This window comes from Devosia faecipullorum (assembly GCF_015158295.1).
Taxonomy (GTDB): Bacteria; Pseudomonadota; Alphaproteobacteria; order Rhizobiales; family Devosiaceae; genus Devosia; species Devosia faecipullorum.
The window spans coordinates 381,331-405,711 of sequence record NZ_JACDXV010000002.1 but is presented as its reverse complement, the minus strand read 5'-3'; the positions used below and the strand labels follow the sequence as shown (position 1 = coordinate 405,711).

Sequence of the window (24,381 nt, the reverse complement as noted above, 5' to 3'; positions counted from 1 at the left end):
CAGAAAACCGGATTCCACTTTCCTGCACGATGCTCTAGCACCCCAAAACAGAACGCCCCGACCTTGGAGGACGGGGCGTTGGCAAACCGGTGGATGGATGGCGCTCAGGTCAGCGCGCCGATCACTGCCTCGATACGCTTTTTCATCGTCATCGCGTCGAACGGCTTGATGATGTAATTATTGACCCCGAAGGAAATGGCTTCCTTGACCTGTTCCTTGTCGGAGCGCCCGGTCGCCATGATGAAGGGCATGGCCTGGGTGCGGGGATGCTTGCGGATGACCTTGAGCAGGGTCAGCCCGTCAATATCGTCCATGTTCCAGTCGGAAATGATCAGATCGACATTGGATTTCTCAAGCTTGCCCAGCGCGTCGCGCCCGGATTTGGCTTCGATGATATCCTTGAATCCCAATTGGGTCAGAATGTATTTGGCGATACCGCGCATCGACTGCTGGTCGTCAACGATCAGGACGCTGACAGCGCTTGCTTTTGGCATGGTTGTTCTTACCTCTACGCGCCAGGGGCCGTTCTGCCCCTTACTTTGGTTCAAATTCTATGGGCCAAGCGTTACAAATCTCTCAATCCGGTCCGTGGCATTGTTCCGGCGGAGCGGCTTCAGGCGGCCGATTTCAGCTTCACCAGTGCATTGGCCAGCTTGGCCGCGATCTGCTCCAGAGGCGCCTGCTCGACCACCGCGCCTTCCTCGAATGCCACGCGCGGCATGCCATAGACCAGCGCCGATGCCTGGTTCTGCCCCAATGTGTAGGCGCCGGCCTCGCGCATCAGCTTGAGCCCGCGCGCGCCGTCGCGCCCCATGCCGGTCAGGATCGCCCCCACCGCCATTGGCCCCACCACCTTGGCCACCGATTCGAACAGCACATCGACGCTGGGCCGGTGGCCGCTTTCCAGCCCCTCCTGGCCCAGCCGGCATTTGAGCTGGCCCGAACTGCGTTCCACCCGCAAGTGATGATCGCCCCGCGCCACATAGGCGTGACCGGCAAGCAGCGGCGCGCGATCCTCGGCCTCGGTGACCTTGAGTGCGCACAATTCATCCAGCCGCGCCGCGAACCGCCCGGTGAAACCGGCCGGCATATGCTGGGCGATGACGACGGGAGGACAATCCTGGGGCAATTGCGACAGCACCGCCCGGATCGCCTCGACCCCGCCCGTCGAGGCGCCGATGGCGATCAGCGCGCCTTCCGGCGCCGCTGCTGTGCGCACGGCCACCTTGGGACTATCCACCCGGCTCGCCGAACGGCCCCGCACGTCGGACTTGGCGGCGGCCCTGATCTTGTCGCGCAGACCGATGCCGAATGCATCCAGCCCGCCGGCGAATTCCGCGCTCGGCTTGGCTACGAAATCCACCGCGCCCAGTTCGAGCGCCAGAAGCGTTTCGCTGGCCCCCTTCTTGGTCAGGGTCGAGACCATGACCACCGGGGTGGGGCGCAGCCGCATCAGTTTTTCGAGAAAGGCCAGCCCGTTCATATTGGGCATTTCGATGTCGAGCGTCACCACGTCGGGATTGAGCTGCTTGATCTTTTCGCGCGCATCGATGGGGTCGACCGCCGTGCCGATCACCTGGATATCGCCATCGCGCTCCAGCATGCGGCCCAGCACCTCGCGGATCAGCGCCGAATCATCGACGACAAGTACCTTGATGCTCATCATGCAGCTCGCTTGTTCAGTTTTTCACGGCTTTGATAGATAGTCTTGCCCACGAGCCGGAAACCTTCCCCGCCCGAGCCCAGATTTTCCGAATGGCCGATATAAAGGAAGGCTTCTGGCGCCAGAAGCTTGGCGAAGCGCCCGAACATTTCGCCCTGGGTGGGCTTATCGAAATAGATAGCGACGTTGCGGCAGAAAATGGCGTCGAACGGCCCCTTCATCGGCCAGGCGCCGATGAGGTTGAGCGGCTTGAACGAGACCAGATCCCGCGCTGCGGCGGGAATGCGGATCGAGCCGTCACCGGCCTTTTCGAACAGCCGCGCCCGCTCGGGGCTGATCCCGGCCAGTTCGTTTTCGGGATAGACGCCCCGCGCCGCCTTGGCGATCACCGAGGTGTCGATATCGGTGGCGAGGATTTTGAAATCCCAGCGTTTGAGATCGGGAAACGCCGCCAGCAGGTCGAGCCCGATCGTGTAGGGTTCCTGTCCGGTCGAGCATCCCGCCGACCAGATGCGCAGGCGGCTGCCGCGCGGCCTTTCGGCCATCAGGCCACCGACATGGGCGCGCAGATGCTCGAAATGATGGTCCTCGCGGTAAAACCGCGTGAGATTGGTGGTGAGCGCATTGACGAATTCCTGCCCGTCATCTTCCGAGCCATTGCGCTCGAGATAATCCACATAGGCGTCGAAGCTCGGCAGGCCCAATGCACGCACGATCTTGGAGAGCCGCGATACGACCAGGGTGCGCTTGGCGTCCGAAAGCGAAATTCCGGCGACCGAATAGACTCTCGACTTGATCCGCGTGAATTCCCGCTCGCTGAGGGTGAATTCCCCCTGTTCCATAGGCCTGTTCCCCTGTGCGCCGGTTTCTTCCGGCTAGCTGGCGGCTTGGCGGTCCAGGACGGTCTTCTGACCATCGCGATTGGTCGCCCTTGCAGGAAACGGAAAAGGCTTGGTCAACGCCGCCTCTGCTTCCCCTTCGGCCGCGATACTGGTCTCATCATTGCTTAGATTGCGTAAATGCTCTTCGAGGCTGCGGGTTATTTTTTGCAGTTCTCCGGCTTCGCCGATCCCGGCCTGCGCCTGATTGCGCCCCTTGTCGGCAATGATGCGGATATCCTTGGCCGAGCGATTGGTGGCCTGCGCCAATTGGCGCACCTCGTCGGCGACCACGGCAAAGCCGGCGCCCTTTTCGCCGGCCCGCGCCGCTTCCACCGCCGCGTTCAGCGCCAAGAGATTGGTGCGGAAAGACACGTCCTCGATCCCCGCGCTCATCTTGTCGATCTCTTGGGTCATGCGATCGATCTGCTCGACCAGAACCTGCGTCCGCTGCGCTGTCGCCATGAGGCTGGCGGCAAGCGTTGCAGCCTGCTGTCCGCGCTGGCCCAGTTCGGCCTGGCGCCGTTCCAGCATGGAGAGCCGTTCCGCCCCCGCGGCCCGTGCCAGCCGGCCGCGCTCATCCGCCGCCTCCAGTTCGATCGCCCGCGCTTCGAACTGGCTGAGCAGGCTCTTGACCGCTTCGAGCTTGGCTTCGAGGGCGCGCCGCGCCGCGGCCTCCTCGTCCTGCTGATCCAGCAGGGCCGTCAGCATGTCGAGAACGTCCCGGCTTTCCTCGCCCAGGGGCAGGTCGGGGTCGGCGGCGCGATCCACATGGCCGGTCAGGATCGTGCGGAACTGGGCCAGTCCCGCATCCATGCGTTCAAGGCTGCCATTGAGCAGGTCCAGCGCCGGATTGGCCTGCGCCGCCGCCTGTTCGAAGCGGAAGGAGAATTGCCCGGTGCCGATGGCCCCGGCCAGCGCGTCGAATTCGTCATCGCCCAGAAAATATCCAGCCGGCCGCAATTCCAGCACTTGCCGGCCCGCGGGCAGGTCGTGCCGGACCAGTTCAAGCCGCCGGCCGCCCACGAGGACCAGCCCGGCCCGGGGCGCGCCGCCAGCGGCGAGATAACCTGGTCCGAACAGGGCATCGAGATTCTTGCCCTCGCCGATGCCCGGCGCCAGCTTTTCGGCGCCGGCGCTGATGGCGACGATGGTGCCCTCGGCATCGGCCACGATCACCAGGCCATCGAGATGCCCGATGGCGCTGCGGAAATGATGCGCCCGCTCCAGCCTCTTGCCCAGAAGCCGCACAATATCGGCGATAGTGAGCGCCTCCCCCTGACGCTCGGCAAGTCCGGCCGCCTGCGCCAATGCCGCCATATGCCTTTCGTCGCGCCGGTCGATGAAATGTCCCGCCGCCAGGCTCCAGGCGAGCGCCAGTGCGGCAAGGCTGCCCAGCGCAGCGAACCAGCGCGGTCCCGGCCCAAGGCCCAGCAGCAGGCCCAGGGCAATCAGCCCGGCGAACAGCCAGAGCCCCGCCGCGCCCAGCATCAGCTTGAAAGCGCGGCCGTAAGGGATCGAATCAACTGATGTCGCAGGACGCTCCGGCATGGAAAAGTCCTAGCCGTACAATGGTTAATCAAATCTATAACCGGGCCTGCGCCGGTAAGATTTTCGTAATCTATGGCCCCGAGTGCACAGCTCCGCCCGCGCCGCCGCGGGGCATGGCCGGCCTAGAACAATTCGATATCGTCCACGACCGTCGGCACCACGACGCGGCGGCGGGCCACGGCCAGTTCTTCCCGAGCCACACTGGCGCCCACTTCGCTGTCGAGACGCTTGACGAAGGCGCGGCCCGAATGGGGCTTGAACAGGACGCGCCGCGCATAGGTGCCGCCCAGGTCCTCGCTGGTCGAGACATAGCCTTCATCGATCAGGAACTGGCGCACGAATTCGATATTCTTGGCGCCCACATCGTCCAGCACCGAATTGATCTTGCCGCCGCCGAAGATCTTGATCTCCAGATTGGCCTTGTTGCCGGTGCCCTGGCTCAGCACCTTGTTGATCAATTGCTCCATGGCGAAGGCGCCATAGCGCGCCGAGGCGCCGTAGCGGTCCTTGGCCGATCCCGACTGTTCGGCGAGAAGGAAATGGTTCATCCCCCCCACATTGGCGACCCGGTCGCGAACGCAGGCCGATACGCATGATCCCAGCACCGTGGAAAAGGTGACATCGGGGGCGGCAGACACATGGCAATCGCCCTGATGGACGGTGGTCACCACCCCGCGATCGAATTCGGGCGGCAAGGAAGTATTGAGGGCCATCTGTCGCTGCTTAACCTTTGCGGGCGAATTAGCGCCGATGGTAGCGGCAAACTCGTTAGCCAATTGCTAACCACAACGCCAAGGCGCTCCCCCGTCACCGGACAAGGCAAGAAGAGATTTAGAAATGCCGCGATAGACTGGCCGCATCAGGCTGGGGTTCGGTTTTCAATGTCGCTGCAAAAACTCGCTAGAGAGCTGGATGAAACGGCTCGTCAGACGGCGGCCATGCTGGAAGGCATCACGGAGGCGCTCGAGCTGCTGGCGGACCGCCAGGTCGGCAAGGATCCGTCCGTGCGCCAGGCCATCCAGCTGATCGTCACCGCCATGCAGGGCCAGGACCGAATCGAGCAGCGCTGTCACAATATGGCACTCGCCGTCCGCCAGTTCGCGCTGCTCCCGCCCACCGCGCCCGACAGCGTCTATGACGAGATCTGGGCCAGCCTGACCCTTGACGAGCTGCGCGTGCCCGCCCTGTCCGGCATCGCCGCCCATCAGTCCCATGGCGACCCGGAACTGTTCTGACCCGCATTGACCCCGGCTGCCGGACTTATCGGCGCTTGAGATTTTCAATCAGGCTTTCGGCATCCCGCCAGTGCTTTAGGCGCGGAAAATCGTTGACCTGCACATTGTGATGCCCATCAAACAAGATTCCTTGGCCGACAAAGCGGCGGAAATGGCGCGCATGGTCGTCGATGAGGAAATCCGCATTGATGATGCTCTTGTCGCCGCAGAACACGAAGTTCAGGGGATTGAGAAAGTCGAAATGCTCGTCCAGCCATTCCCGCTTGAACTTCAGCGATAGCGGAAATTCCATCGCAGCGGTGGTGATGAAGATTTCGTGGTCTGCCGCGAGCGCGCGCAGCGCCGCCTGGGCGCCGTCGATCACCGGCAAATGCCTGAAGAACTCCCCTTCATGCATATGGGCGTGCAGGGCCGCCAGCCCGTCCTTGCCCAGCAGCTCGCCCATGCTGCGCCCGGCCATTTCATCGTCGGTCCACTCGCGCTGATACGCCGATCTCGCCCATGATCGCATTGCGGTCAGGGCATCGGCGATGACTTCGTCCATGTCGACGGCAATGCGGGTCTTGGTCATGGTCTCTTGCTACATCCTTTTTCGGGTCAGGCCCGGTCTAGTCGCACCGCGATTGGCATGCAACCACGCCCTGCCCTCCGCCCCGGAGCAGCCGGACCATTCCCCTCTCGCCTCCATGAAAAAGGGCGCCTCGCGGGCGCCCTCATGACATTGTGGCCGGGGACGATATCGCCCTAGCCGTCCATCTTGGCGCCGGTCACCACGGCATGCAGGTCGATCAGCCCGACCATGCGGCTGTCATGGGTGACGATGCCGTTGAGCAATTCAGTGTCGATGGCATTGCCTTCGGGCACATTGTGGATGTCGTCGCGATTGACCGTCAGAATGTCGCTCACCGCATCCACCAGGATGCCGACCCATTTGTCGCCGACGCTCATCACCACCACGACATGGTTCTTGGTGGGCGAGGTCTGGCCGTCCCCGAAGCGGGCGCGCAGGTCGAAGATCGGCACGATCGTGCCGCGCAGATTGATCACCCCACGCACGAATTCGCGCGTATTGGGCAGGGGCGTCGCCCCGTTCCAGGCGCGGATTTCGCGCACTGTGGTGATTTCCACGCCATAAGTCTGCTCGCCGATGGAGAAGGCGATCAATTGCAGGGTATTCGCTCCGGCGATCGCCGTCTTGTCACCCATGTCGTCGCGAAGGCTCAGCGCTTCCATTTCGTTTGCCCTTCCTCTGCCCGTTCTGGGCACTTGCCTCATTCTAGCGCGCCAGATGACGCCAATGTCTTAACGGCCATCCGGGCATTTTCCCGGCAATAGGTCAGGCCGCGTTCTGATGAATATGGGTGCTGCGCAAACCCTGCACGTCCACGATCAGCGCCACATTGCCGTCGCCCAGAATCGTGCCGCCGGCAATGCCGTCGACGCGCTCGAAATTCTCTTCGAGCGATTTGATCACCACCTGCTGCTGGCCGATAATGTCGTCCACCACCAGCGCCACCTTCTGGCTGCCCTCGGTCTCGCACAGGACCACGAATTGATCGTCGGGCGCATTGGCCGCGTTCATGCCGAAGCGCTGGCCCAGGTCGATGACCTGCACATATTCCCCGCGCACCTGCAAGACGCGTCCGCCCGAGGGCACGCGCTCGAAATTGGCTCTCGAACATTGCATGGTTTCCACGATCGAGGAGAGCGGCACCACATAGGGGCTGTCCCCGACCTTGACCAGCATGACGTCGAGCACGGCCAGGGTCAGTGGCAGGCGCAGCGTCATGCGCGTGCCCTTGCCGGTCCAGCTGCGCACATGCACCGAGCCGCCGATCTTCTTGATATTGGAGAGCACCACGTCCATGCCGACGCCGCGCCCGGAAATATCGCTCACCGCCTCGGCGGTGGAGAAACCCGGCGCGAAGATCAACTGGTCGATCTGCTCGTCGGTCGGGGTGATGTCTGGGGCCACGATCCCCTTGTCGCGCGCCAGTCTCAGCACCCGCTCGCGATTGATCCCGGCCCCGTCATCTTCCACGATGATGAGGATATTGCCGCCCGCCTGCTCGGCGGAAAGCCGGATCGTGCCGGTTTCGCTCTTGCCGGCCGCGAGGCGGGTCGCGGGCTCTTCAATGCCGTGATCGGCCGAATTGCGCACCATATGGGTGAGCGGATCGGACAATTGCTCGATCACCGTCTTGTCGATTTCGGTGTTCTCGCCAATGGTCTCGAGCTTGATCTTCTTGGCGGTCTTGTTCGCCAGTTCGCGCACGAGGCGCGGAATGCGCGAAAACACCGATTTCACCGGCTGGGCGCGGATCGCCATCACCGAATCCTGCAATCCCCGTGTCGTCTGCGCCAGGACCTCGAGGCCCCGCACCAATTCGGTGTAACGCGCCCGCAACGTCTCATCCATCTGCTGGGTGAGCATGGACTGGGTGATCACCAGTTCGCCCACCATGTTGACCACGCGGTCCACCTTGTCGAGATCGACGCGGATCGACTGCACGCCGACCGAGCGATGTGCGTCCTCGCCATCGCCCGAAGCAGCGGGCGGCTTGGCCGCTGGCGGCGGCGTCGGCCGCGCGCTCACCACTGGTGCAGGCTTGATTTCATCGACCAGCGCCGCAAAAGACAGGCCCGGCGCTTCCTCGAACGCATCCTGCGCGCCGGTGGGCGCGGGCGGGGGCTCGGGCGCGAAATCCTCGGACGCCAGCATGGTCTCGGCCATATCGACATCCGCCAGCAGCGGGTTCGCCTGGTTCATCTCGTCTTCGGTCAGCGCCAGCAGGCTCGAGCGGTCCGGCGTTTCCTCGTCTGCATCGGCCTGCATCGCGGCGGCGAAATCGTCCGTCAGCGCCAGTCCGATGGCGGGCGTGGAACCGGCCTGGGTGATGACAATGTCGCAATCGCCATCGACGAATTCGAACACTTCCCTTATCGCGGCTTCGCCCAGCTCGGGCGAGGCCAGCGTGATCTCCCAGGAGCAATAGACGGCAAAGGGGTCGAAATCGGCCAGCGGAGGCACTTCGCCCATGCGCACCCGCACCTGCATCTCGCCCAAGGCGGCCAGTTCGCGGAACAGCAGCAGGGGATCGTTGGCGCGGGCATAAAGCGCGCGATGCGGGGTGAAGCGGATTTCCCAGGCACCGTCGGCAGCTTGCATGGGCGCGGCCTCGAAGGCGTCTTCAACCGGAGCCTCGCCACCCAGATTGACCATGACCGGAGTGAATTCGATATCGAATTCCTCCATTGTCTCGCCGTCCTCGTCTCCAGCGCTTTCGCCCCGTGCCAGGGCGTCGAACCGCGCCTTTTCGTCGGCGCCGTAATCGGCTGGCAGCTCGTCCCCGGACTGGGCGGCATTGACATGGTCGGCGACGATGTCATTGGCGCGGATGCACAGGTTTACCACCTCGTCGGTGAGTTCCACCCGCCCGTCGCGCACATAATCGAGCAATGTTTCATAGGCATGGGCGAAGCCCACCAGGGCCGAGAAGCCGAAGGCCCCGGCGCCGCCCTTGATCGAATGGATGGCGCGGAACACGGCATTGAGCCGGTCGCTGTCGCGCTCACCGGCCTCGATTGCTGCGAACTGCTCTTCGAGCTCGGTCAGGAGCTCGGAACATTCATCGAAATAGGTCGCCTTGAAATCGTCGAGATCACTCATCTACGGCTCATCCAACCCTTCTGGGTTCGGTTCTTGATCAATGCACGACGCGGTGGATTACCGAAATCAGCTTTTCCGGGTCGAAAGGCTTGACGATCCAGCCGGTACCGCCGGCGGCCTTGCCCTGGTCGCGCTTGTCCTGGCTGGTTTCGGTGGTGAGGATCAGGATGGGCAGGGAATTGTGCTGGCCGGTGGCGCGTACATTCTTGATGAATTCGATACCGTCCATCACCGGCATGTTAATGTCGGTGATCACCACATCCACGGCCTCGGCCTTGAGCATGTCCAGGCCCTGCTTGCCATCCTCGGCCTGCAATACCTCGAACCCTGCATTGGACAGCGTATGGTGAAGCATGGCCAGGATGGTCCGCGAATCGTCCACCGTTAATACGCGCAATGTCATTATCTCATCATCCCCGAAAACTGGGCGCCCAGTCCCAGCCGCTCGACTGCACCGGTCATGGCGGCGCTCGGCGTGGCAATAGCAAAATCGAAATGGTTTCTACGCGCCGTCTCGGCGGCGCTGATCAGGAGCAAGAGGGCATTGGTCGAAACCCGCTCGACGCCGGCTGCATCCACCACCACCGGGCCTTCTTCCAGCGCATCGGCGAGCTGGTCGCGAATGGCGTCTATGGAATCGAGATCAATGATTGCTGGCAGCGCGACTGCTGTACTGGTCTGCTTGGCCATGGCTGGCGTGTCCCCGGAGCCTTCTCCGGGAGGCATATTCAGCCGGAACGGTTTAAGAAGTGCTAACTATGCCCTGTCCGCAAAAGCGGCCTGGCGCGCCAGTGGCGCGACTGGAAGGGCATAGGCCCGAAGAGCTACGCTCGCAGGGCGGTGCCGCAAACAAGGGGCTGAGCGCGCCAGTGGCGCGATCAGAGCCGAATAGGCCCGAAGAGCTACGCTCGCAGGACACGCCACCGCCGCCATCCACAATGCCGCTCCGCATTCCGGCAATGGGAGCGATTGCGAAACCCTTGCCCCCGAAGCCGCGCGGCGCTATCGCATCTTCACCTCATTCGACCGGACGGACACGCTCATGCCCCCCAGAATTGCCCTGACCGGCCTTGCCCGCGACCTCGCCGCCCGTGCCGAACAAGGCAAGAAAATCCGGGTCGGCGTCATCGGCTCTGGCGAGATGGGCACCGATCTGGTCACCCAGATGAGCCTGATGACCGGCATCGAGATGGCCGCCATCGCCACGCGCCGCCCCCATACCGCGCTCGATGCGATGAAGATCGCCTATGGCGACGACGCCATGGGCCGCGAGGCCGACAGTCCCGCCCAGGCGCTCGCCGCCATCGAGGCCGGCAAGATCGCCATCACCTCGGCCGAAACCCTGGTCACCATTCCCAATATCGACGTGGTCATCGACGCCACCGGCAAGCCGGGCGTCGCTGCCGATTATGACCTCATGGCCATGGAGCATGGCAAGCATCTGGTGATGATGAATGTCGAGGCAGACGTCACTATCGGCCCCTATTTGAAGGCCCAGGCCGACCGGCTCGGCGTCGTCTATTCGGTCGGCGCCGGGGACGAGCCCAGCTCCTGCATGGAGCTGATCGAATTCGCCTCCGCCCTCGGGCTCGACATCGTCGCCGCCGGCAAGGGCAAGAACAATCCCTTGAACCATGACGCGGTTCCCGACGATTACCGCGAGGAAGCCAACCGCCGGAACATGAATCCGCGCATGCTGGTCGAATTTGTCGATGGCAGCAAAACCGCCGTCGAAATGACTGCCATCGCCAATGCCACCGGCCTCGTGCCCGACATTCCCGGCATGCACGGCCCGGCCACCAATCGCGACGACATGGCCAAGGTGCTGATCCCCAAGGCCGATGGCGGCATCTTCAATTCGTCCGGCGTGGTGGATTTCACCATCGGCAAGGGCGTCGCCCCCGGCGTCTTCGTCATCGTCAAGGCCGAGCATCCCCGCATTATCGAGCGCCTGGACGACCTCCATATCGGCCATGGTCCCTATTACGCGTTCTTCCGCCCCTATCACCTGACCAGCCTCGAAGTGCCACTGACCTGTGCCCGCATCATGCTGACCGGGCGGCCCGACATGGTGCCGCTGCCTCGGCCGGTGGCCGAAGTCTGCGCCGTCGCCAAGCGCGATCTGCAACCCGGCGACAGCCTCGATGCCATCGGCGAGACCTGCTATCGCTCCTATGCCATGACGGTCATCGACGCCCGCGCGGCGGGGGCGTGGCCGGTGGGCCTGCTCGAAGGCGGCAAGGTCACTGCCGCGGTGAAAAAGGGCGAACTGCTCACCGCCGCCAATAGCCAGCCCGACACCTCCACCCGCCTCTACGCGTTGCGCCAGGCCCAGGACCGCATGCTCGGCTATTGAACCATGCAAGCCGGACTTGCCAATGTCCGCACCAGCCAATAAATCCTGAATATCAAATTCAGGATTTATTGCATGATCGACGCCGCCGCCGAACCCCTCGACCCCCGCGCCCCGCAACGGGTCCGTCACCAGACCCGCATGCGCCTGCTGACGGTCGAGACCGTCACCGACATCACCCCCTTGATGCGCCGCTTCCGCCTCAGCGGCGATCTCGCCGGTTTCGCCTCCCCGGCCCATGCCGATCATATCAAGGCGTTTTTCTTTCCCGAGGGCGTCGCGCCGCTCCTGCCACCCATCGGCCCCAATGGCGCCGAGTTCCCGCCCGGCACCCGTCCGCAGATGCGCGACTACACGCCGCGCTACTGGAACGTCGCGGAAGGCTGGATCGAGCTGGATTTCGTGCTGCATGGCGATGGCCCTGCCTCGGGCTGGGCGGCCGGGGCGCAGCCGGGCGACACGCTGGTCATTGGCGGCCCGCGCGGCTCGCTGGTCATTCCCATGGCCTTTGACTGGTATCTGCTGGCCGGCGATGAAACCGCCCTGCCCGCCATTGGCCGGCGCATCGAGGAATTGCCCGCCGGCGCCAAGGTGATCGCCGTCATCGAAGTGGACAATGCCGCCGAGGAGCAGCGTTTCGAGACCGCTGCCGACCTCACTCTGACTTATGTGCACCGCAATGGCGCGCCCGTCGGCACCACCGGCCTCGTGCTCGAAGCCATCGCGGCAACCGCCTTTCCCGACGGCGTGGCCTATGGCTACATTGCCGGCGAAGTGAACATGGCCAAGGCGGTGCGCGCCCATCTCACCGAAGCGCGCGGCTTTGCCAGCGAATATGTCAAGGCCGCCGGCTATTGGCGCCTCGGCGTCGCCGACGCGCAGGAAGACCACTGAGCCGAGGCGGCGTTTCAGCTTGGCCCGGAAGCCTCCTGCAACGCGACTCTCCACCCGATCGTCATTGCCCGGCTTGTCCGGGCAATCCAGTTGACCTCAAGACCTGTAGCGTTTCAGGAAAGTGGACACCGGTTTTCCGGTGCGGAAACACAACAAGACAAACTCTTGGGTCATCCGACCTGCGGCTGGCCGCCCACGAATTGCACTGCCCTGCCGCCCGCCTCGATGCCGCGCGCCAGGCAGGTGTCCAGCCCTGCCCCGCCCATCAGCGCCGCGATGAAGCCGCCGGCAAAGGCGTCCCCCGCCCCCGTCGTATCCAGCACCTTGACCGGGGGCGCCGGCAGGCTATGGGCAATGCCGCCCTCCCCGCCGATCACCGCGCCCAAAGGACCGCGCTTGATCACCACCTGGGTGAACTGGTGGCCCAGTTCGCGCACCTGCTCCTCGATCCCGGCCTTGCCGGTCAGCAATTCTGCTTCGCTCTCATTGGCAAATAGCCAATCGGCCGCGCCCACCCAGTCGCGGAACCTTTGCGGCCCCACCTCGTCGAGAAAGCCGGTCGAGGCCGGATCGATGCCGATGGCGATGGACTTGTCCCGCGCCGCCTTCAACACCGTCTGCACCGCCGCGCGCGGCCCATCGGCGAAAAAGCTGTAGCCGGAGACGACCACCATCCCGACGCCCTCGAACAGATCTTCGGGAAAGCCTTCTGCACCCAGATTGAGATTGGCGCCCCGGTCGGTGAGAAAACTGCGCTCGCCGCTGGGGTCAAGCAGCGTCACCAGCACGCCCGAGGGCAGGTCCGCATCCCCGGTCAGCACCGGCGTCACGCCGCGCCCGCGGAAATAATTCTCATATGTCGGCTTGTCCGTGGCGCCGACCCGCGCTGCGAACACCACCTCCACCCCGGCGGCGGCCAGCCACACCGCCTGATTGGCCCCTGATCCGCCGGGCCGGTTGCGGATTTCCGCCCTCCGGTCCGAGCCAATGACGATAGGGCCCTCGGGCCGCACGATCACATCGGTCATCACATCGCCGATGACCAGAACTCGCGCCGTCATTTGCGATTGTCGGCCAGCGCCACGGCGATCTGGGCCGCGACCTTCGCATTGTTCATCACCAGCGCGATATTGGAGGCGAGCGACTTGCCGCCGGTCAGCTCGAACATGCGCTGCAGCAGGAAGGGCGTCGCCGCCTTGCCCTTTATGCCCTGCGCCTCGGCATCGGCCAGCGCCTGTTGGATAAAGCCTTCAATGGCCGAGGCTTCCCACGCATCCGCCTCGGGAATGGGATTGGCGATCAACACGCCGCCCATGCCCAGATCGGCCTGAATTTTCAGCATTCTGGCGACAGAGGCCGCATCATCGAAGCGCTGATCGACCTTGTGCCCGCTGGTCCGGGCCCAGAAAGCGGGAAAATCGTCGGTGCCGAAGCCGAGCACCGGCACGCCATTGGTTTCCAGCACTTCCAGCGTCTTGGCGATGTCGAGGATCGACTTGGCGCCGGCGCAGATCACCGTCACCGGCGTGCGTCCCAATTCCTCGAGATCGGCGGAAATGTCGAAACTCTCCTCGGCGCCGCGATGCACCCCGCCAATGCCGCCGGTGGCAAAGATGCGAATGCCTGCCAGCGCCGCGATCTGCATGGTCGTGGCCACCGTGGTGCCGGCCATCGCGCCCCTTGCCAACAGCGCCGCCATGTCGCGCCGGCTGGCCTTGGCCGCCTTGTGGCCGTCCCGGGCGAGGACTTCGAGATCGCCGTCCGAGACCCCCACCTTGAGCGTGCCATCCATGATGGCGATGGTGGCGGGCACCGCGCCATGGGCGCGCACCACCGCTTCCACTTCCCGCGCCATGCTCAGGTTCTGTGGATAGGGCATGCCATGGGTGATGATGGTCGATTCCAGCGCCACGATGGGCTGCCCCCCGGCAAGCGCCGCGGCAACCTCGGGGGCAATGGACAGATAGGGGTCGATATTCATGGGGAATACTCCACAATTCCAGACCCGGCCGGGGCAGTTCGGCCGGCAATTTGCCTTGCTTGTGCGCCCCTGCAACAGATGGGTCAAGAGGAGCGGGGGATTGCGCAACAATCCCTTGTCGGTCTAGGGATTTGGCGATAATTTGCCCCCTTATCGATGCGGGAAAGGGCACTTCGCTGAACAAGACCATTGTTGATGGCGCGCTATGTGCGCCTCGATGTGAGCCCTGCCTTCGGCAAATTGCAGCGACTATGCCGGCCGCCTCCGGGCGCGCATCCGTAGCCCTCTTCCAGATTCCTCATTCCGTCATTCCGGGTTCTCAAAGATGAGGCCCCGGGGCTGAGCCGCGGCTCTTTCCGCGAAAGACGCAATCGCGTCGCACGGCCGTCGCCGAGACGCCACCCCGCCTCCAACCATTGTCCGGGAGACATATGCAAATGAACAAGTCGCTCGCCATCGCCCTCGGCGCCTTGCTGGCCGCCAGCCCCGCCTTCGCCCAGGAAGAAAAGGTGCTCAACGTCTATAATTGGTCCGATTATATCGCCGAGGACACGATCGCCAATTTCGAGGCCCGGACCGGCATCAAGGTCAATTACGACGTCTATGACAATAACGAGATCGTCGACGCCAAGCTTCTGGCCGGCAATTCCGGCTATGACATCGTCGTGCCTTCGGGCAATTTCCTCGAACGCCAGATCAAGGCCGGCCTGATCCTGCCGCACGACAAGTCCCTGCTCACCAATCTGGGCAATCTCGATCCCGCCGTCATGGCCACCGCCACCGCGCAGGATCCCGACAATGCCCATGCCGTGCCCTATATGATCAATACGATCGGGCTGGGCTATAATGTGGACAAGGTCGAGGCGGCGCTGGGCGCCGACGCCCCCATCGACAGTTGGGATCTGCTGTTCAAGCCCGAAATCGTCGAAAAGCTCGCCTCCTGCGGCGTCACCGTCCTCGATTCCTCTTCCGAGGTCATGGGCATTGCGCTGCATTATCTGGGCCTCGACGCCAATTCGGAAAGCGCCGAAGATCTGGCCAAGGCCGAGGAATTGCTCAATTCCATCAAGCCCTTCGTGCGCTATTTCCATTCTTCCCAATATATCGACGATCTGGGCAATGGCGAGATTTGCCTGGCGCTCGGCTATTCGGGCGACGTCTTCATCGCCTCCGACAATGCCGGGGCGGGCGTCGACATCCAATATCTGATCCCCAAGGAAGGCGCGGCGACCCTGTTCGATTTCCTCGCCATTCCCGCCGATGCGCCGCATCCGCAGAACGCCCATGCCTTCATCAATTACATCCTCGAGCCCGAAGTCGTGGCGGCGATCTCCAATTACGTCTACTACGCCAACCCGAACCTGCCGGCGCTCGAATTCGTGGATGAGGACGTCAAGTCCAATCCGGGCATCTACCCGCCCGCCGAGACCATCGAAAAGGCTTTCGTGATGCAGGCGCATTCGCCCGATTACGAAGAGACCTTGACCCGCACCTGGACCCGCATCAAAACGGGCCAGTAATTGACGATCAGGGGGCGGTTCCGACCGCCCCCTTAATCCTTTGTGCCGTGCCCGGCACGTCTTGAGAACCGGAGCGCGGCAAATCCCCTCGGATCGCCGGCGACGGAAGCGCAGAAGAGAGCGGCAGGTGGCCGCCGAACAGAATTTGCAGAGCGCAAATGGCCAAGAAACCGCAGCTGGCAGTCGATACGCGTCCCTGGCGCGATACGGCAAACAACAAGCCCTTCGTGCGCATCAAGAACGTCACCAAGAAATTCGGCGACGTCTCTGCCGTGCATGACGTTTCGCTCGACATCTACCGCTCCGAATTGTTCTGCCTGCTCGGCGGCTCGGGCTCTGGCAAGTCGACCCTGTTGCGCATGCTGGCCGGCTTCGAGACCCCGACCTCCGGCACGATCGAGATCGATGGCCAGGACATGACCGAAGTGCCGCCCTATAATCGGCCGGTCAACATGATGTTCCAATCCTATGCGCTGTTCCCCCATATGTCGGTGGAGCAGAACATCGCCTATGGGCTGAAGCGCGACCACCTGCCCAAGGCCGAGATCGAGGCCCGCGTGGCCGAACTGCTGGCGCTGGTCAAATTGCAGGATTACGGCAAGCGCAAGCCGCATCAATTGTCCGGTGGCCAGCGCCAGCGCGTCGCTTTGGCCCGCGCCCTCGCCAAACGCCCCAAATTGCTGCTGCTCGACGAGCCGCTGGGCGCGCTCGACAAGAAGCTGCGCGAGGAGACCCAGTTCGAACTGGTGAAAATCCAGGAAAGCTTGGGCGTCACCTTCATCGTCGTCACCCATGACCAGGAAGAGGCCATGACCCTGGCCACCCGCATCGGAGTGATGAATCAGGGCGAGATCGCCATGATCGGCGAACCCACCGACATTTATGAATTCCCCAATTCCCGTTTCGTCGCCGGCTTTATCGGCTCGGTGAACATGGTGGAAGGCACGGTCACCGAGGACGAGCCGGACCATGTGCGCATCCGCTCGGCGGAACTGGGCTGCGACATCTATGTCGGCCACGGCGTCGATTGCGCCCCCGACCAGATCCTGTGGTGGGCCATCCGCCCCGAAAAGATCGCGCTCTCCCGCGAGCGGCCGGAAAATCCCTTCAACGCCAATGTCACCAGCGGCATGGTCGAGGAAATCGCCTATCTGGGTGACATTTCCGTCTATCAGGTGGCGCTCGACAGCGGCAAACGCGTCCGCGTCAGCCAGACCAATAATGTGCGCGGCAATCCCGACGCCATCACCTGGGACGAAAAGGTCTATCTTACCTGGGACGACAATGCCGGCTCGGTGCTGACCGTATGAGCGCGTCCCACGATCCCACCTATCCCCCGCCCCGGCGCCTGCGTCCCTGGAATGCAGTTGAAAAACGCCTCGCCAAGGTCGGCATAACCGGGCGCATGCTGGTTCTGGCCGCGCCGGTGCTCTGGCTGCTGGTCTTTTTCCTCATTCCGCTCTTTGTGGTCTTTTCCATTTCCCTGACCACCAAGCAGTTCGGGCGCCCGCCCTATTCGCCCCTCCTCACCTCCGAGGAAGGCACGGTGCAGCTGACGCTGCATCTGAACAATTACATCCGCCTCTTCGCCGACAATCTCTATGTCGCGGCCTATCTTTCCTCGATCCGCATCGCCTTTTTCGCCACCATCATCACGCTGCTGATCGGCTATCCAATGGCCTATGCCATTGCCCGCGCCCAGCATCCCTGGCGCAATGTGCTGCTGATGCTGGTCATCCTGCCCTTCTTCACATCGCTCCTGCTGCGCGTTTATGCGCTGACCGGCTTCATGCGCGGCAATGGCGTCATCAACCAATTCCTCGGCCTGTTCGGCATCGAGCCGCTGGTGATGATGCAGACCGATTTCGCCGTCTATGTGGGCCTCGTCTACACCTATCTGCCCTTCATGATCCTGCCGCTCTATACCAATCTGGTGAAGCTCGACGCCTCCCTGCTCGAAGCCTCGGCCGATCTCGGCGCGCGCCCGTTGCGTACTTTCCTCACCATCACCCTGCCGCTGTCGCTGCCGGGCATCGTCGCCGGCTCCATGCTGGTCTTCATCCCCGCCATCGGCGAATTCGTCATTCCCTCCCTGCTCGGGGGCCCCGAAACCCTGATGATCGGCCGCGTGCTCTGGGACGAATTCTTCTCGTCCACCAATTGGCCCCGCGCCGCCGCCGTGGCCTGCGCCATGCTGGTCGTCGTCGTCGTGCCCATCATGCTGCTACAGCGGGCGCAAAACTCGGTGGTGGAGAAATAGCCATGTTCAAAAGAGGCTGGTTCCTGCCCATCGCCGCCGTGCTCGGCTTTTCCTTCCTTTATGCGCCCATCGTGTCGCTGGTGCTGTTCTCCTTCAACGAGAACCGGCTGGTGACGGTCTGGTCTGGCTTCTCGCTCAAATGGTATGGCGAATTGTTCCGCGATGAACAGATGATCAAGGCCGCCATTCTGAGCCTGCAGATCGCCGCCATCGCCGCCACCATCGCGCTGGTCCTGGGCACCCTGGCCGCCGTGGCCCTGGTGCGCTTCCGCCGTTTCAGGGGGCGCACGCTGTTTTCCGGCATGGTCTCGGCCCCGCTGGTCATGCCTGACGTCATCACCGGCCTGTCGCTGCTGCTGCTCTTCGTGGCCATGGAAGGCATGCTGGGCTGGCCGCAGGGACGCGGCATGCTCACCATCGTCATCGCCCACGCCACCTTCTGCACCGCCTATGTGGCGGTCGTGGTGCAGTCGCGCCTCGCCGATTTCGACCGCAGCCTCGAAGAAGCGGCCATGGATCTCGGCGCCTCCCCGGTGCGCACCTTTTTCGACATCACCCTGCCCATTATCGCTCCGGCCCTGGTCTCGGGCTGGCTTCTGGGCTTCACGCTTTCGCTCGACGATCTGGTCATTGCCAGCTTCGTCTCCGGCCCCGGTTCCTCGACCCTGCCCATGGTGATCTTTTCCAAGGTGCGTCTGGGCGTCTCGCCCGACGTCAATGCCCTGGCCACCATCATCATCGGCATCGTGGCGCTGGGCGTGCTGGCGGCGACCATCATCCAATTGCGCTCGAGGCCGAAAAAGGCGCGAGCCTGAGCCCGGCCCCGGACCCAAATCTTCGTGACTGGACAGGACACGAAATCGCGGCCACACTCCCTTCATGTTCAACCAGTGAAAAGGAGGTGATCCAGTGTCTTATGAGATTTTGGCTCTTGAGGAAGGTCTGGGTTTTCGTGTGTTGACTGGGAGTGATCTCAGCTAGAGCGCTCTCAGGAAAAGTGGCACCCACTTTTCCGGTTCGAGAGCGTGTCTAAAGACCGCACACGCGCCTCCAAGGCCCTCAAGGCCGACAAACTCAGGGAAGGGTCGCTCTTTGGAGCGGCCCTTTTCTGTTTCGGCGTCCCACTTTGCCTCGGCAAGGCTTGACGGCGGCGCTGCGCCCGCCGATAGCACTGCCGACCAAAAAAATGGAGGCGGCAATGCCCGGGGCCAATTTCGTTCTCACTCTCTCCTGTGCCGACCGGCCCGGCATTGTCGCCGCCATCACCACCGAATTGGCGGCCTTGGGCGCCAATATCGCCGAGAGCAATCAGTTCTGGGACCGCGAGACCGGCCGCTTCTTCATGCGCCTCGCCTTCACTGCGCCCCATGGCGTCAGCCGCGACAGCATCGAACAGGCGCTGACCTCACCCATCGAGCGCTTCGACATGAAGACCACCTTGGCCGATCAGGGCCGCAAGAAGCGCATCGTCATCATGGTCAGCAAATTCGACCATACCTTGCTGCATCTGCTCTATCAGATCCGCGTCGGCTGGCTCGACGCCGAGGTCGCCGCCATCATCTCCAATCACGAGGATGCGCGCAAAATCGCCGAGGATGCCGGCATTCCCTATCATTGCCTGCCGGTCAGCAAGGACAGCAAGGCCGAACAGGAGGCGCGCGTGCTCGACATCGTCCGCCAGTCCGGTGCCGATCTGGTCGTGCTCGCCCGCTATATGCAGGTGCTTTCCGACCAGCTCTCGACCCGCCTGTTCGGGCAGGTGATCAATATCCACCATTCCTTCCTGCCCAGCTTCAAGGGCGCCAAGCCCTATCACCAGGCCCATGAGCGCGGCGTCAAGATCATCGGCGCCACCGCCCATTATGTCACTCCCGATCTCGATGAAGGCCCGATCATCGAGCAGGAAACCGCCCGCGTCACCCATGCCATGAGCCCCGACGATCTGGTCGCCGCCGGCCGCGACATCGAAAGCCGCGTCCTCGCCCGGGCCGTCAAGCTGCATCTGGAAAGCCGTGTCATGCTCAATGGCAAAAAGACCGTGGTCTTCGGCTGAACTGCCATCACCGCATGGCGTCATTCTGGCCTGCGCCGGAATGACATCGTGGATGGAACAGCACCAGGGTAAATCCCTTTAAGCCGCCTCGACCGGCAGGTCTTCCAGATTGAGCGAATCCGCCAGGCTCGTGCGGTCCAGCACGGCGCGCGTCGCCAGCGTCACCCGCTCGAAGACATGGCGGATTTCGCAGGAAGCCTCGTCCTGGCAATCCTCGCATTTCTTGTAGGCGATCTTGGAAAGGCAGGGCAGCGGCGCAATCGGCCCGTCGATCAGCCGCAGCACTTCGCCATACATGATCTCCTCGGGGGCCTTGACCAATTCATAGCCGCCCATACGCCCGCGCCGGCTGGAGACGAATCCGGCCCGTTTCAATTCCAGCAGGATCTGTTCGAGAAACTTCTTGGGGATCGCCTGCTCGCGCGATATTTCCCCGATCATGCGGCTTTCGCCGCACCCGGCCCGCGCCAATGAAACCAGCGCGCGCAGGGCATATTTGGCCTTCTGCGAGATCATGTCTTCCTCTTGCCGCCCCGCCTCCTCGGCTCGGGCTCAACCGGTGGCACGACGACCTCTATAGGTTCGGTGGCCCCGAGGCCAGTCCCCTCATCCGCCCCGACAGGCTCGATGATGGCGGCAATAGCCTGTTTTTCGTCCGGCGGTGCCTGCAAGACCCGGGGAATATCCGCCGCCGGAGCGTCGGGCTCGTTCGGCGCCTCCAACTCGGCAGCGGGCGGAATGATCTCGTCGATCGCCGCCGGAGCCTCCCCGATCAGCCCCATACCGGTCCCGGTTTCGGTCGCCGCCTCCGGTTCCGGCTCTGGTTCTGGCACAGCGTCAGACAATACCGGCTCGGCAGGCAGGTCCGGCGCACCCGCCGCTGCCATTATCGGCGGGTTCTCGCCGTTCCCGCCCTCCTCGCCCATACCCGGACGCTCAGCCAGGGCATCACCGAGGCTAGGCTCGATCGGTGCGACCGGCGCGCGATCCTCTTCATGTCCCCCGAAGCGGGCTTCCAGCGCCGGGCGGGCCCTTCCGGCGATCCAGAACATGAGCGGATTGAAGAGGATGGAAAGCAGCGCAGCGGCAAGGATCAGATCGTGCCCGCCCGGCGGCAGGATGGCGAAGGCCATTCCCATGCCGGCGAGGATAAAGGAAAATTCCCCGATCTGCGCCAGCGAGACGGCAATGGTCAGCGCCGTGCCCACGGGGCGGCGGAACGCCAGCATGATGAAAAACGCCGCCAGCGACTTGCCGATCATGATGATCAATAGCGTGCCCAGCACCAGCAGCGGCTGCTCGATCAGGATCGCCGGGTCGAACAGCATGCCCAGAGCCAAGAAGAACAGCACCGCAAAGGCCTCGCGCAGCGGCAGCATCTCGCTGGCGGCGCGCCGGCCGCGCGCACTTTCCGCAAGGATCATGCCGGCAAAGAACGCGCCCAGCGCCAGCGGCACCCCGAACAAAGCCGCCGAGCCCAGCGCCATGCCCGAGGCGATGGCCAGAACTGCCAGCCGGGACAATTCGCGGCTCCCGCTGCTAGCGGTCAAATGCAGGGCCAGGGGAATGAGCCGCCGCCCCGCCACCAGCATGAAGCCGACAAAAGCGGCGCCCTTGACCAGAGTGATCGCCAGCACGCCCCAGATGCCGAGGGAATTGCCGACCAGCCGCTCGACAAAGGACACAAAGGGATCGTGAATGCCGGTCTCGATCCCGCCCAGAGCGGCAAGCGCCGGCACCAGAACCAGCGCCAGCACCATGACGAGGTCTTCCACCACCAGCCAGCCCCGCGCGATGCGCAGGCGTTCGGTGTCGAACAGCTTCTTGTCCTGCAAGGCCCTCAGAGCCACCAGACTGGAAGCAACAGACAGCGCCAGCCCGAACAGCAGCGCGCCGCCTATGTCCCAGCCCAGCAGCAGGCCCATGCCCGTGCCCAGCAAAGTCGCCAGCGCGATCTGCGCCACGGCGCCCGGAATGGCCAGGGCGCGCACCCTTGCGAGGTCGCGGAGCGAAAAATGCAGCCCCGTCCCGAACATCAGCAGCACGACGCCCAGTTCCGCCAATTGCCGCGCCAGACCGGCATCGGCGCCAAGGCCGGGCATGAGCGGCCCGACCAGAATCCCGGCGAGCAGATATCCCACCAAAGGCGGCAATCGCAGCCGATTGGCGAGCATGCCCAGGATATAGGCCAGCACCAGACCCGCGACGATCGTCGAGATCAAAAGGGTATCGTGCTGCATGCGCGTCTCCGGTGAAGTCTTAAAGGATGGGCCAGGACTGGACCGGGCGCAAGCATCGCCCCGCCCAATCGCTATAGGCGCGGTCAAGTTTGGCCGAACTTGGGCTGGGGCCCCGGCCATCTCCCGCTTCGCCGTCTCCGGGGTTCATGCCGGTGGGCATTCCGCAATGAACGCCATTGCCGGGACAGGCCCGGCGCAAGGCGTTTCTCAACTGACGATGGTGATCTTTTCCGCCGCCCGCGTGATCCCGGTATAGAGCCAGCGCGCCCGTTCCTCGCGAAACACGAAGCTCTCGTCAAACAGATAGACATTGTCCCATTGGCTGCCCTGCGCCTTATGGACAGTAAGGCAATAGCCGAAGGTAAATTCGTCGAATTGCCGCCGCTCCGGCCAGCTCATCGCGTCTTCCTCGCCGGAGAAAAACGCCTTGTGGGTCAAGACCCTCGTCTCGCCCTTGCCCTCATCATCGGCCAGCAGCAGGCTCCATTTGCCATTGCTGCGGCGCGTGGCGTCGGTGACGATCCAGATCTGTCCGTTGAGCAGGCGCTTGCGCGGATTGTTTCTGAGGCACACCATCCGGTCGCCCAGAACCGGCTCGTGAAACGGCAAGCCCTTCAATTCGCGCAGGCGGTCATTATAGGTCAGCCGGGTCTTGTTGCGCCCCACCAGCACTTGGTCGGCGTTCAGCACCGCGTCCCGGTCCACCTGGTCGCGGCCCACCACCACGCTGTCGCCATAGCGGCCATGATCGAGGAAGCCGCCCTCGCGCACCGCCATGGAAAGCTGGATGATCGGATTGTCCGCCGCCTGCCGGTGGATTTCGGTCAGCATGATGTCGGGCTCCTCATTGATGAAGAACCCGGCCCCCTGCACCGGCGGCAATTGGAACGGATCGCCCAGCACCAGCACTTTCACCCCGAAGGAGAGCAGGTCCGCCCCCAGCACCTCGTCCACCATCGAAACTTCGTCGATGACGATGAGATCGGCATCGGCGGCCGGGCTTTCCGGATCGAGCACGAAGCGCGGCTCGCCTTCCTTTTCGGAGACCAGCGTATAGATGAGGCTGTGGATGGTCTGCGCGCCCTTGCAGCCGCGCTTGCGCATCACCATCGCCGCCTTGCCGGTAAAGGCGGCGAATTTCACATTGCGCACGTCCTGGGCCAGATGCACGGCCAGCGTCGACTTGCCGGTCCCCGCCCAGCCGAACAGGCGGAACACCTGCTTGCCATTGCGGTCCTTGAGCCAGGCCGACACCGCGAGCAGGGCCGCATCCTGCTGGCTGGACCAGACCGGCGCCATCAGACGATCACCGTCCTGACCCGGCCCACGCCCTCGATTTCCCCTTCAAGCGCATCGCCGCGCGACACCGCCCCGACCCCTGCGGGCGTGCCGGTCATGATCAGGTCGCCGGCCTTGAGCCCGACGAAGCGGCTGAGAAAGGCGATGGTTTCGGCCACGCTCCAGATCTGCTCGCCCAGATCGCCGCGCTGCCGCTCGACGCCATTGACCAAAAGCCTGATCGCGCCCCGTTGCGGATGCCCGATCGCCTCCGCCCCGACCAGCTCGCCCAGCGGCGCAGATTGATCGAACCCCTTGGCGAAAGTCCAGGGGCGTCCGGCCTTCTTGGCCTCGGCCTGCAAGTCGCGCCGCGTCATGTCGAGCCCGACGCCATAGCCCCACACATGGTCCAGCGCCGCCGCCTCGGCAATGTCGCTGCCGTCCCTCCCGATGGCGACGACCAGTTCGATCTCGTGGTGCAGATCGCCTGTCTGGGGCGGATAGGCCATGGCCGCACCCCCGGTCAGCACCGCATCGGCGGGCTTGTCGAAAAAGAATGGCTTCTCGCGCGTGTCATGGCCCATTTCGCGGGCATGCTCGGCATAATTGCGTCCCACGCAATAGATGCGCCGCACCGGAAAGGCCCCGCCGCCCCGGATCGGCACCAGCACCGGCTCGGGGACCGGAAAAATCAGCTCAGCCACGCTCCAGCTCCTCGGCAGACATGGGTTTCCGCCAGTCGAGGCAAATCCTGCGTGAGATTCATCCTTTGTTCCGGCCAGCCAAGGGCTAAAGCCTTCGCGGC

The 24,381-nt window shown here is 63.6% G+C and carries 23 protein-coding genes and 1 pseudogene; 8 read left to right on the top strand and 16 right to left on the bottom strand.

Features of this window, described 5'->3' with window-relative positions:
• Window positions 1-104: 104 nt before the first annotated feature.
• The 5 genes from H0482_RS07720 to H0482_RS07700 all read right to left on the bottom strand — a co-directional run bounded on the left by H0482_RS07720 (window position 105) and on the right by H0482_RS07700 (window position 4,805).
• Window positions 105-494 (bottom strand): response regulator, encoded by a 390-nt coding sequence (locus H0482_RS07720; RefSeq protein ID WP_067451702.1) that lies wholly within the window; start codon window positions 492-494, stop codon window positions 105-107.
• A gap of 119 nt (window positions 495-613) precedes the next feature.
• Window positions 614-1,663, bottom strand: a complete 1,050-nt coding sequence (locus tag H0482_RS07715) for a protein-glutamate methylesterase/protein-glutamine glutaminase (RefSeq protein ID WP_193729465.1) — start codon at window positions 1,661-1,663, stop codon at window positions 614-616.
• Window positions 1,663-2,505 (bottom strand): CheR family methyltransferase, encoded by an 843-nt coding sequence (locus tag H0482_RS07710; RefSeq protein WP_193729464.1) that lies wholly within the window; start codon window positions 2,503-2,505, stop codon window positions 1,663-1,665. Before H0482_RS07710 ends, H0482_RS07715 begins: the two co-directional genes overlap by 1 nt.
• A 33-nt stretch (window positions 2,506-2,538) precedes the next feature.
• The gene (locus H0482_RS16890; RefSeq protein WP_193729463.1) at window positions 2,539-4,092 is read right to left on the bottom strand and encodes a methyl-accepting chemotaxis protein; all 1,554 of its coding nucleotides are present in this window, start codon (window positions 4,090-4,092) and stop codon (window positions 2,539-2,541) included.
• A gap of 122 nt (window positions 4,093-4,214) precedes the next feature.
• Window positions 4,215-4,805 carry a chemotaxis protein CheD gene (locus tag H0482_RS07700; RefSeq protein ID WP_193729462.1) on the bottom strand — a complete coding sequence of 197 codons (591 nt, stop codon included), beginning with the start codon at window positions 4,803-4,805 and terminating at the stop codon, window positions 4,215-4,217.
• 168 nt (window positions 4,806-4,973) lie between these two features.
• Here H0482_RS07700 and H0482_RS07695 point away from each other — a divergent pair, with 168 nt between their 5' ends.
• Window positions 4,974-5,327, top strand: coding sequence for a hypothetical protein (locus tag H0482_RS07695; protein ID WP_193729461.1), 354 nt, complete (start codon window positions 4,974-4,976; stop codon window positions 5,325-5,327).
• Between the two features lie 25 nt (window positions 5,328-5,352).
• Here the strand turns inward: H0482_RS07695 and H0482_RS07690 are convergent, their stop codons facing one another.
• From H0482_RS07690 to H0482_RS07670, 5 genes are all read right to left on the bottom strand, one after another.
• The gene (locus H0482_RS07690; RefSeq protein WP_210319108.1) at window positions 5,353-5,898 is read right to left on the bottom strand and encodes a 5' nucleotidase, NT5C type; all 546 of its coding nucleotides are present in this window, start codon (window positions 5,896-5,898) and stop codon (window positions 5,353-5,355) included.
• A gap of 173 nt (window positions 5,899-6,071) precedes the next feature.
• Window positions 6,072-6,560 carry a chemotaxis protein CheW gene (locus H0482_RS07685; protein ID WP_193729460.1) on the bottom strand — a complete coding sequence of 163 codons (489 nt, stop codon included), beginning with the start codon at window positions 6,558-6,560 and terminating at the stop codon, window positions 6,072-6,074.
• A gap of 103 nt (window positions 6,561-6,663) precedes the next feature.
• The gene (locus tag H0482_RS07680) at window positions 6,664-8,997 is read right to left on the bottom strand and encodes a chemotaxis protein CheA (protein ID WP_193729459.1); all 2,334 of its coding nucleotides are present in this window, start codon (window positions 8,995-8,997) and stop codon (window positions 6,664-6,666) included.
• Between the two features lie 37 nt (window positions 8,998-9,034).
• Window positions 9,035-9,400 carry a response regulator gene (locus tag H0482_RS07675; protein WP_193729458.1) on the bottom strand — a complete coding sequence of 122 codons (366 nt, stop codon included), beginning with the start codon at window positions 9,398-9,400 and terminating at the stop codon, window positions 9,035-9,037.
• Window positions 9,400-9,687 carry an STAS domain-containing protein gene (locus H0482_RS07670; protein ID WP_193729457.1) on the bottom strand — a complete coding sequence of 96 codons (288 nt, stop codon included), beginning with the start codon at window positions 9,685-9,687 and terminating at the stop codon, window positions 9,400-9,402. Before H0482_RS07670 ends, H0482_RS07675 begins: the two co-directional genes overlap by 1 nt.
• Window positions 9,688-10,039: 352 nt before the next feature.
• Between H0482_RS07670 and H0482_RS07665 the strand changes: the two genes are divergently transcribed.
• Entirely contained in the window at window positions 10,040-11,353 is a 1,314-nt protein-coding gene (locus H0482_RS07665; RefSeq protein WP_193729456.1) for an NAD(P)H-dependent oxidoreductase, read from the top strand.
• A gap of 72 nt (window positions 11,354-11,425) precedes the next feature.
• Window positions 11,426-12,244, top strand: coding sequence for a siderophore-interacting protein (locus H0482_RS07660; RefSeq protein ID WP_193729455.1), 819 nt, complete (start codon window positions 11,426-11,428; stop codon window positions 12,242-12,244).
• A 170-nt stretch (window positions 12,245-12,414) separates the two neighbouring features.
• Here H0482_RS07660 and H0482_RS07655 read toward each other — a convergent pair whose 3' ends face one another.
• Window positions 12,415-13,305, bottom strand: coding sequence for a carbohydrate kinase family protein (locus tag H0482_RS07655; protein ID WP_193729454.1), 891 nt, complete (start codon window positions 13,303-13,305; stop codon window positions 12,415-12,417).
• Complete coding sequence (locus tag H0482_RS07650) at window positions 13,302-14,225, bottom strand: pseudouridine-5'-phosphate glycosidase (protein ID WP_193729453.1); 924 nt, start codon at window positions 14,223-14,225, stop codon at window positions 13,302-13,304. Before H0482_RS07650 ends, H0482_RS07655 begins: the two co-directional genes overlap by 4 nt.
• Before the next feature lie 437 nt (window positions 14,226-14,662).
• Between H0482_RS07650 and H0482_RS07645 the strand changes: the two genes are divergently transcribed.
• The 5 genes from H0482_RS07645 (at window position 14,663) to purU (ending at window position 20,058) form a co-directional block, all read left to right on the top strand.
• Window positions 14,663-15,745: a polyamine ABC transporter substrate-binding protein gene (locus H0482_RS07645; protein ID WP_193729452.1), complete on the top strand. Its 1,083-nt coding sequence runs from the start codon at window positions 14,663-14,665 to the stop codon at window positions 15,743-15,745.
• A 158-nt stretch (window positions 15,746-15,903) separates the two neighbouring features.
• Complete coding sequence (locus tag H0482_RS07640) at window positions 15,904-17,055, top strand: ABC transporter ATP-binding protein (protein ID WP_193729451.1); 1,152 nt, start codon at window positions 15,904-15,906, stop codon at window positions 17,053-17,055.
• Between the two features lie 95 nt (window positions 17,056-17,150).
• Entirely contained in the window at window positions 17,151-18,005 is an 855-nt protein-coding gene (locus tag H0482_RS07635; protein WP_230989534.1) for an ABC transporter permease subunit, read from the top strand.
• Window positions 18,006-18,007: 2 nt separating this feature from the next.
• Window positions 18,008-18,820: an ABC transporter permease subunit gene (locus H0482_RS07630; RefSeq protein WP_193729449.1), complete on the top strand. Its 813-nt coding sequence runs from the start codon at window positions 18,008-18,010 to the stop codon at window positions 18,818-18,820.
• Between the two features lie 383 nt (window positions 18,821-19,203).
• Entirely contained in the window at window positions 19,204-20,058 is an 855-nt protein-coding gene (gene purU / locus H0482_RS07625) for a formyltetrahydrofolate deformylase (protein ID WP_193729448.1), read from the top strand.
• 78 nt (window positions 20,059-20,136) lie between these two features.
• Here purU and H0482_RS07620 read toward each other — a convergent pair whose 3' ends face one another.
• The 4 genes and pseudogenes from H0482_RS07620 to H0482_RS07605 form a co-directional block, all read right to left on the bottom strand.
• Window positions 20,137-20,574 carry an RrF2 family transcriptional regulator gene (locus H0482_RS07620; protein WP_193729447.1) on the bottom strand — a complete coding sequence of 146 codons (438 nt, stop codon included), beginning with the start codon at window positions 20,572-20,574 and terminating at the stop codon, window positions 20,137-20,139.
• Window positions 20,575-21,065: 491 nt separating this feature from the next.
• Window positions 21,066-22,298: pseudogene (locus H0482_RS07615) on the bottom strand (cation:proton antiporter domain-containing protein); the annotation flags it as partial.
• Window positions 22,299-22,505: 207 nt separating this feature from the next.
• Window positions 22,506-23,597, bottom strand: a complete 1,092-nt coding sequence (locus H0482_RS07610; protein WP_193729445.1) for an ATP-dependent DNA helicase — start codon at window positions 23,595-23,597, stop codon at window positions 22,506-22,508.
• Complete coding sequence (locus H0482_RS07605) at window positions 23,597-24,280, bottom strand: fumarylacetoacetate hydrolase family protein (RefSeq protein WP_193729444.1); 684 nt, start codon at window positions 24,278-24,280, stop codon at window positions 23,597-23,599. The genes H0482_RS07610 and H0482_RS07605 overlap by 1 nt, the downstream gene beginning before the upstream one ends.
• Window positions 24,281-24,381: the final 101 nt, after the last annotated feature.

Coding starts and splice junctions, on each gene's coding strand:
- H0482_RS07720 (WP_067451702.1), bottom strand. CDS start 494: ATGCCAAAAGCAAGCGCTGTCAGCGTCCTGATCGTTGACGACCAGCAG.
- H0482_RS07715 (WP_193729465.1), bottom strand. CDS start 1,663: ATGAGCATCAAGGTACTTGTCGTCGATGATTCGGCGCTGATCCGCGAG.
- H0482_RS07710 (WP_193729464.1), bottom strand. CDS start 2,505: ATGGAACAGGGGGAATTCACCCTCAGCGAGCGGGAATTCACGCGGATC.
- H0482_RS16890 (WP_193729463.1), bottom strand. CDS start 4,092: ATGCCGGAGCGTCCTGCGACATCAGTTGATTCGATCCCTTACGGCCGC.
- H0482_RS07700 (WP_193729462.1), bottom strand. CDS start 4,805: ATGGCCCTCAATACTTCCTTGCCGCCCGAATTCGATCGCGGGGTGGTG.
- H0482_RS07695 (WP_193729461.1), top strand. CDS start 4,974: ATGTCGCTGCAAAAACTCGCTAGAGAGCTGGATGAAACGGCTCGTCAG.
- H0482_RS07690 (WP_210319108.1), bottom strand. CDS start 5,898: ATGACCAAGACCCGCATTGCCGTCGACATGGACGAAGTCATCGCCGAT.
- H0482_RS07685 (WP_193729460.1), bottom strand. CDS start 6,560: ATGGAAGCGCTGAGCCTTCGCGACGACATGGGTGACAAGACGGCGATC.
- H0482_RS07680 (WP_193729459.1), bottom strand. CDS start 8,997: ATGAGTGATCTCGACGATTTCAAGGCGACCTATTTCGATGAATGTTCC.
- H0482_RS07675 (WP_193729458.1), bottom strand. CDS start 9,400: ATGACATTGCGCGTATTAACGGTGGACGATTCGCGGACCATCCTGGCC.
- H0482_RS07670 (WP_193729457.1), bottom strand. CDS start 9,687: ATGGCCAAGCAGACCAGTACAGCAGTCGCGCTGCCAGCAATCATTGAT.
- H0482_RS07665 (WP_193729456.1), top strand. CDS start 10,040: ATGCCCCCCAGAATTGCCCTGACCGGCCTTGCCCGCGACCTCGCCGCC.
- H0482_RS07660 (WP_193729455.1), top strand. CDS start 11,426: ATGATCGACGCCGCCGCCGAACCCCTCGACCCCCGCGCCCCGCAACGG.
- H0482_RS07655 (WP_193729454.1), bottom strand. CDS start 13,305: ATGACGGCGCGAGTTCTGGTCATCGGCGATGTGATGACCGATGTGATC.
- H0482_RS07650 (WP_193729453.1), bottom strand. CDS start 14,225: ATGAATATCGACCCCTATCTGTCCATTGCCCCCGAGGTTGCCGCGGCG.
- H0482_RS07645 (WP_193729452.1), top strand. CDS start 14,663: ATGAACAAGTCGCTCGCCATCGCCCTCGGCGCCTTGCTGGCCGCCAGC.
- H0482_RS07640 (WP_193729451.1), top strand. CDS start 15,904: ATGGCCAAGAAACCGCAGCTGGCAGTCGATACGCGTCCCTGGCGCGAT.
- H0482_RS07635 (WP_230989534.1), top strand. CDS start 17,151: ATGCTGGTTCTGGCCGCGCCGGTGCTCTGGCTGCTGGTCTTTTTCCTC.
- H0482_RS07630 (WP_193729449.1), top strand. CDS start 18,008: ATGTTCAAAAGAGGCTGGTTCCTGCCCATCGCCGCCGTGCTCGGCTTT.
- purU (WP_193729448.1), top strand. CDS start 19,204: ATGCCCGGGGCCAATTTCGTTCTCACTCTCTCCTGTGCCGACCGGCCC.
- H0482_RS07620 (WP_193729447.1), bottom strand. CDS start 20,574: ATGATCTCGCAGAAGGCCAAATATGCCCTGCGCGCGCTGGTTTCATTG.
- H0482_RS07610 (WP_193729445.1), bottom strand. CDS start 23,597: ATGGCGCCGGTCTGGTCCAGCCAGCAGGATGCGGCCCTGCTCGCGGTG.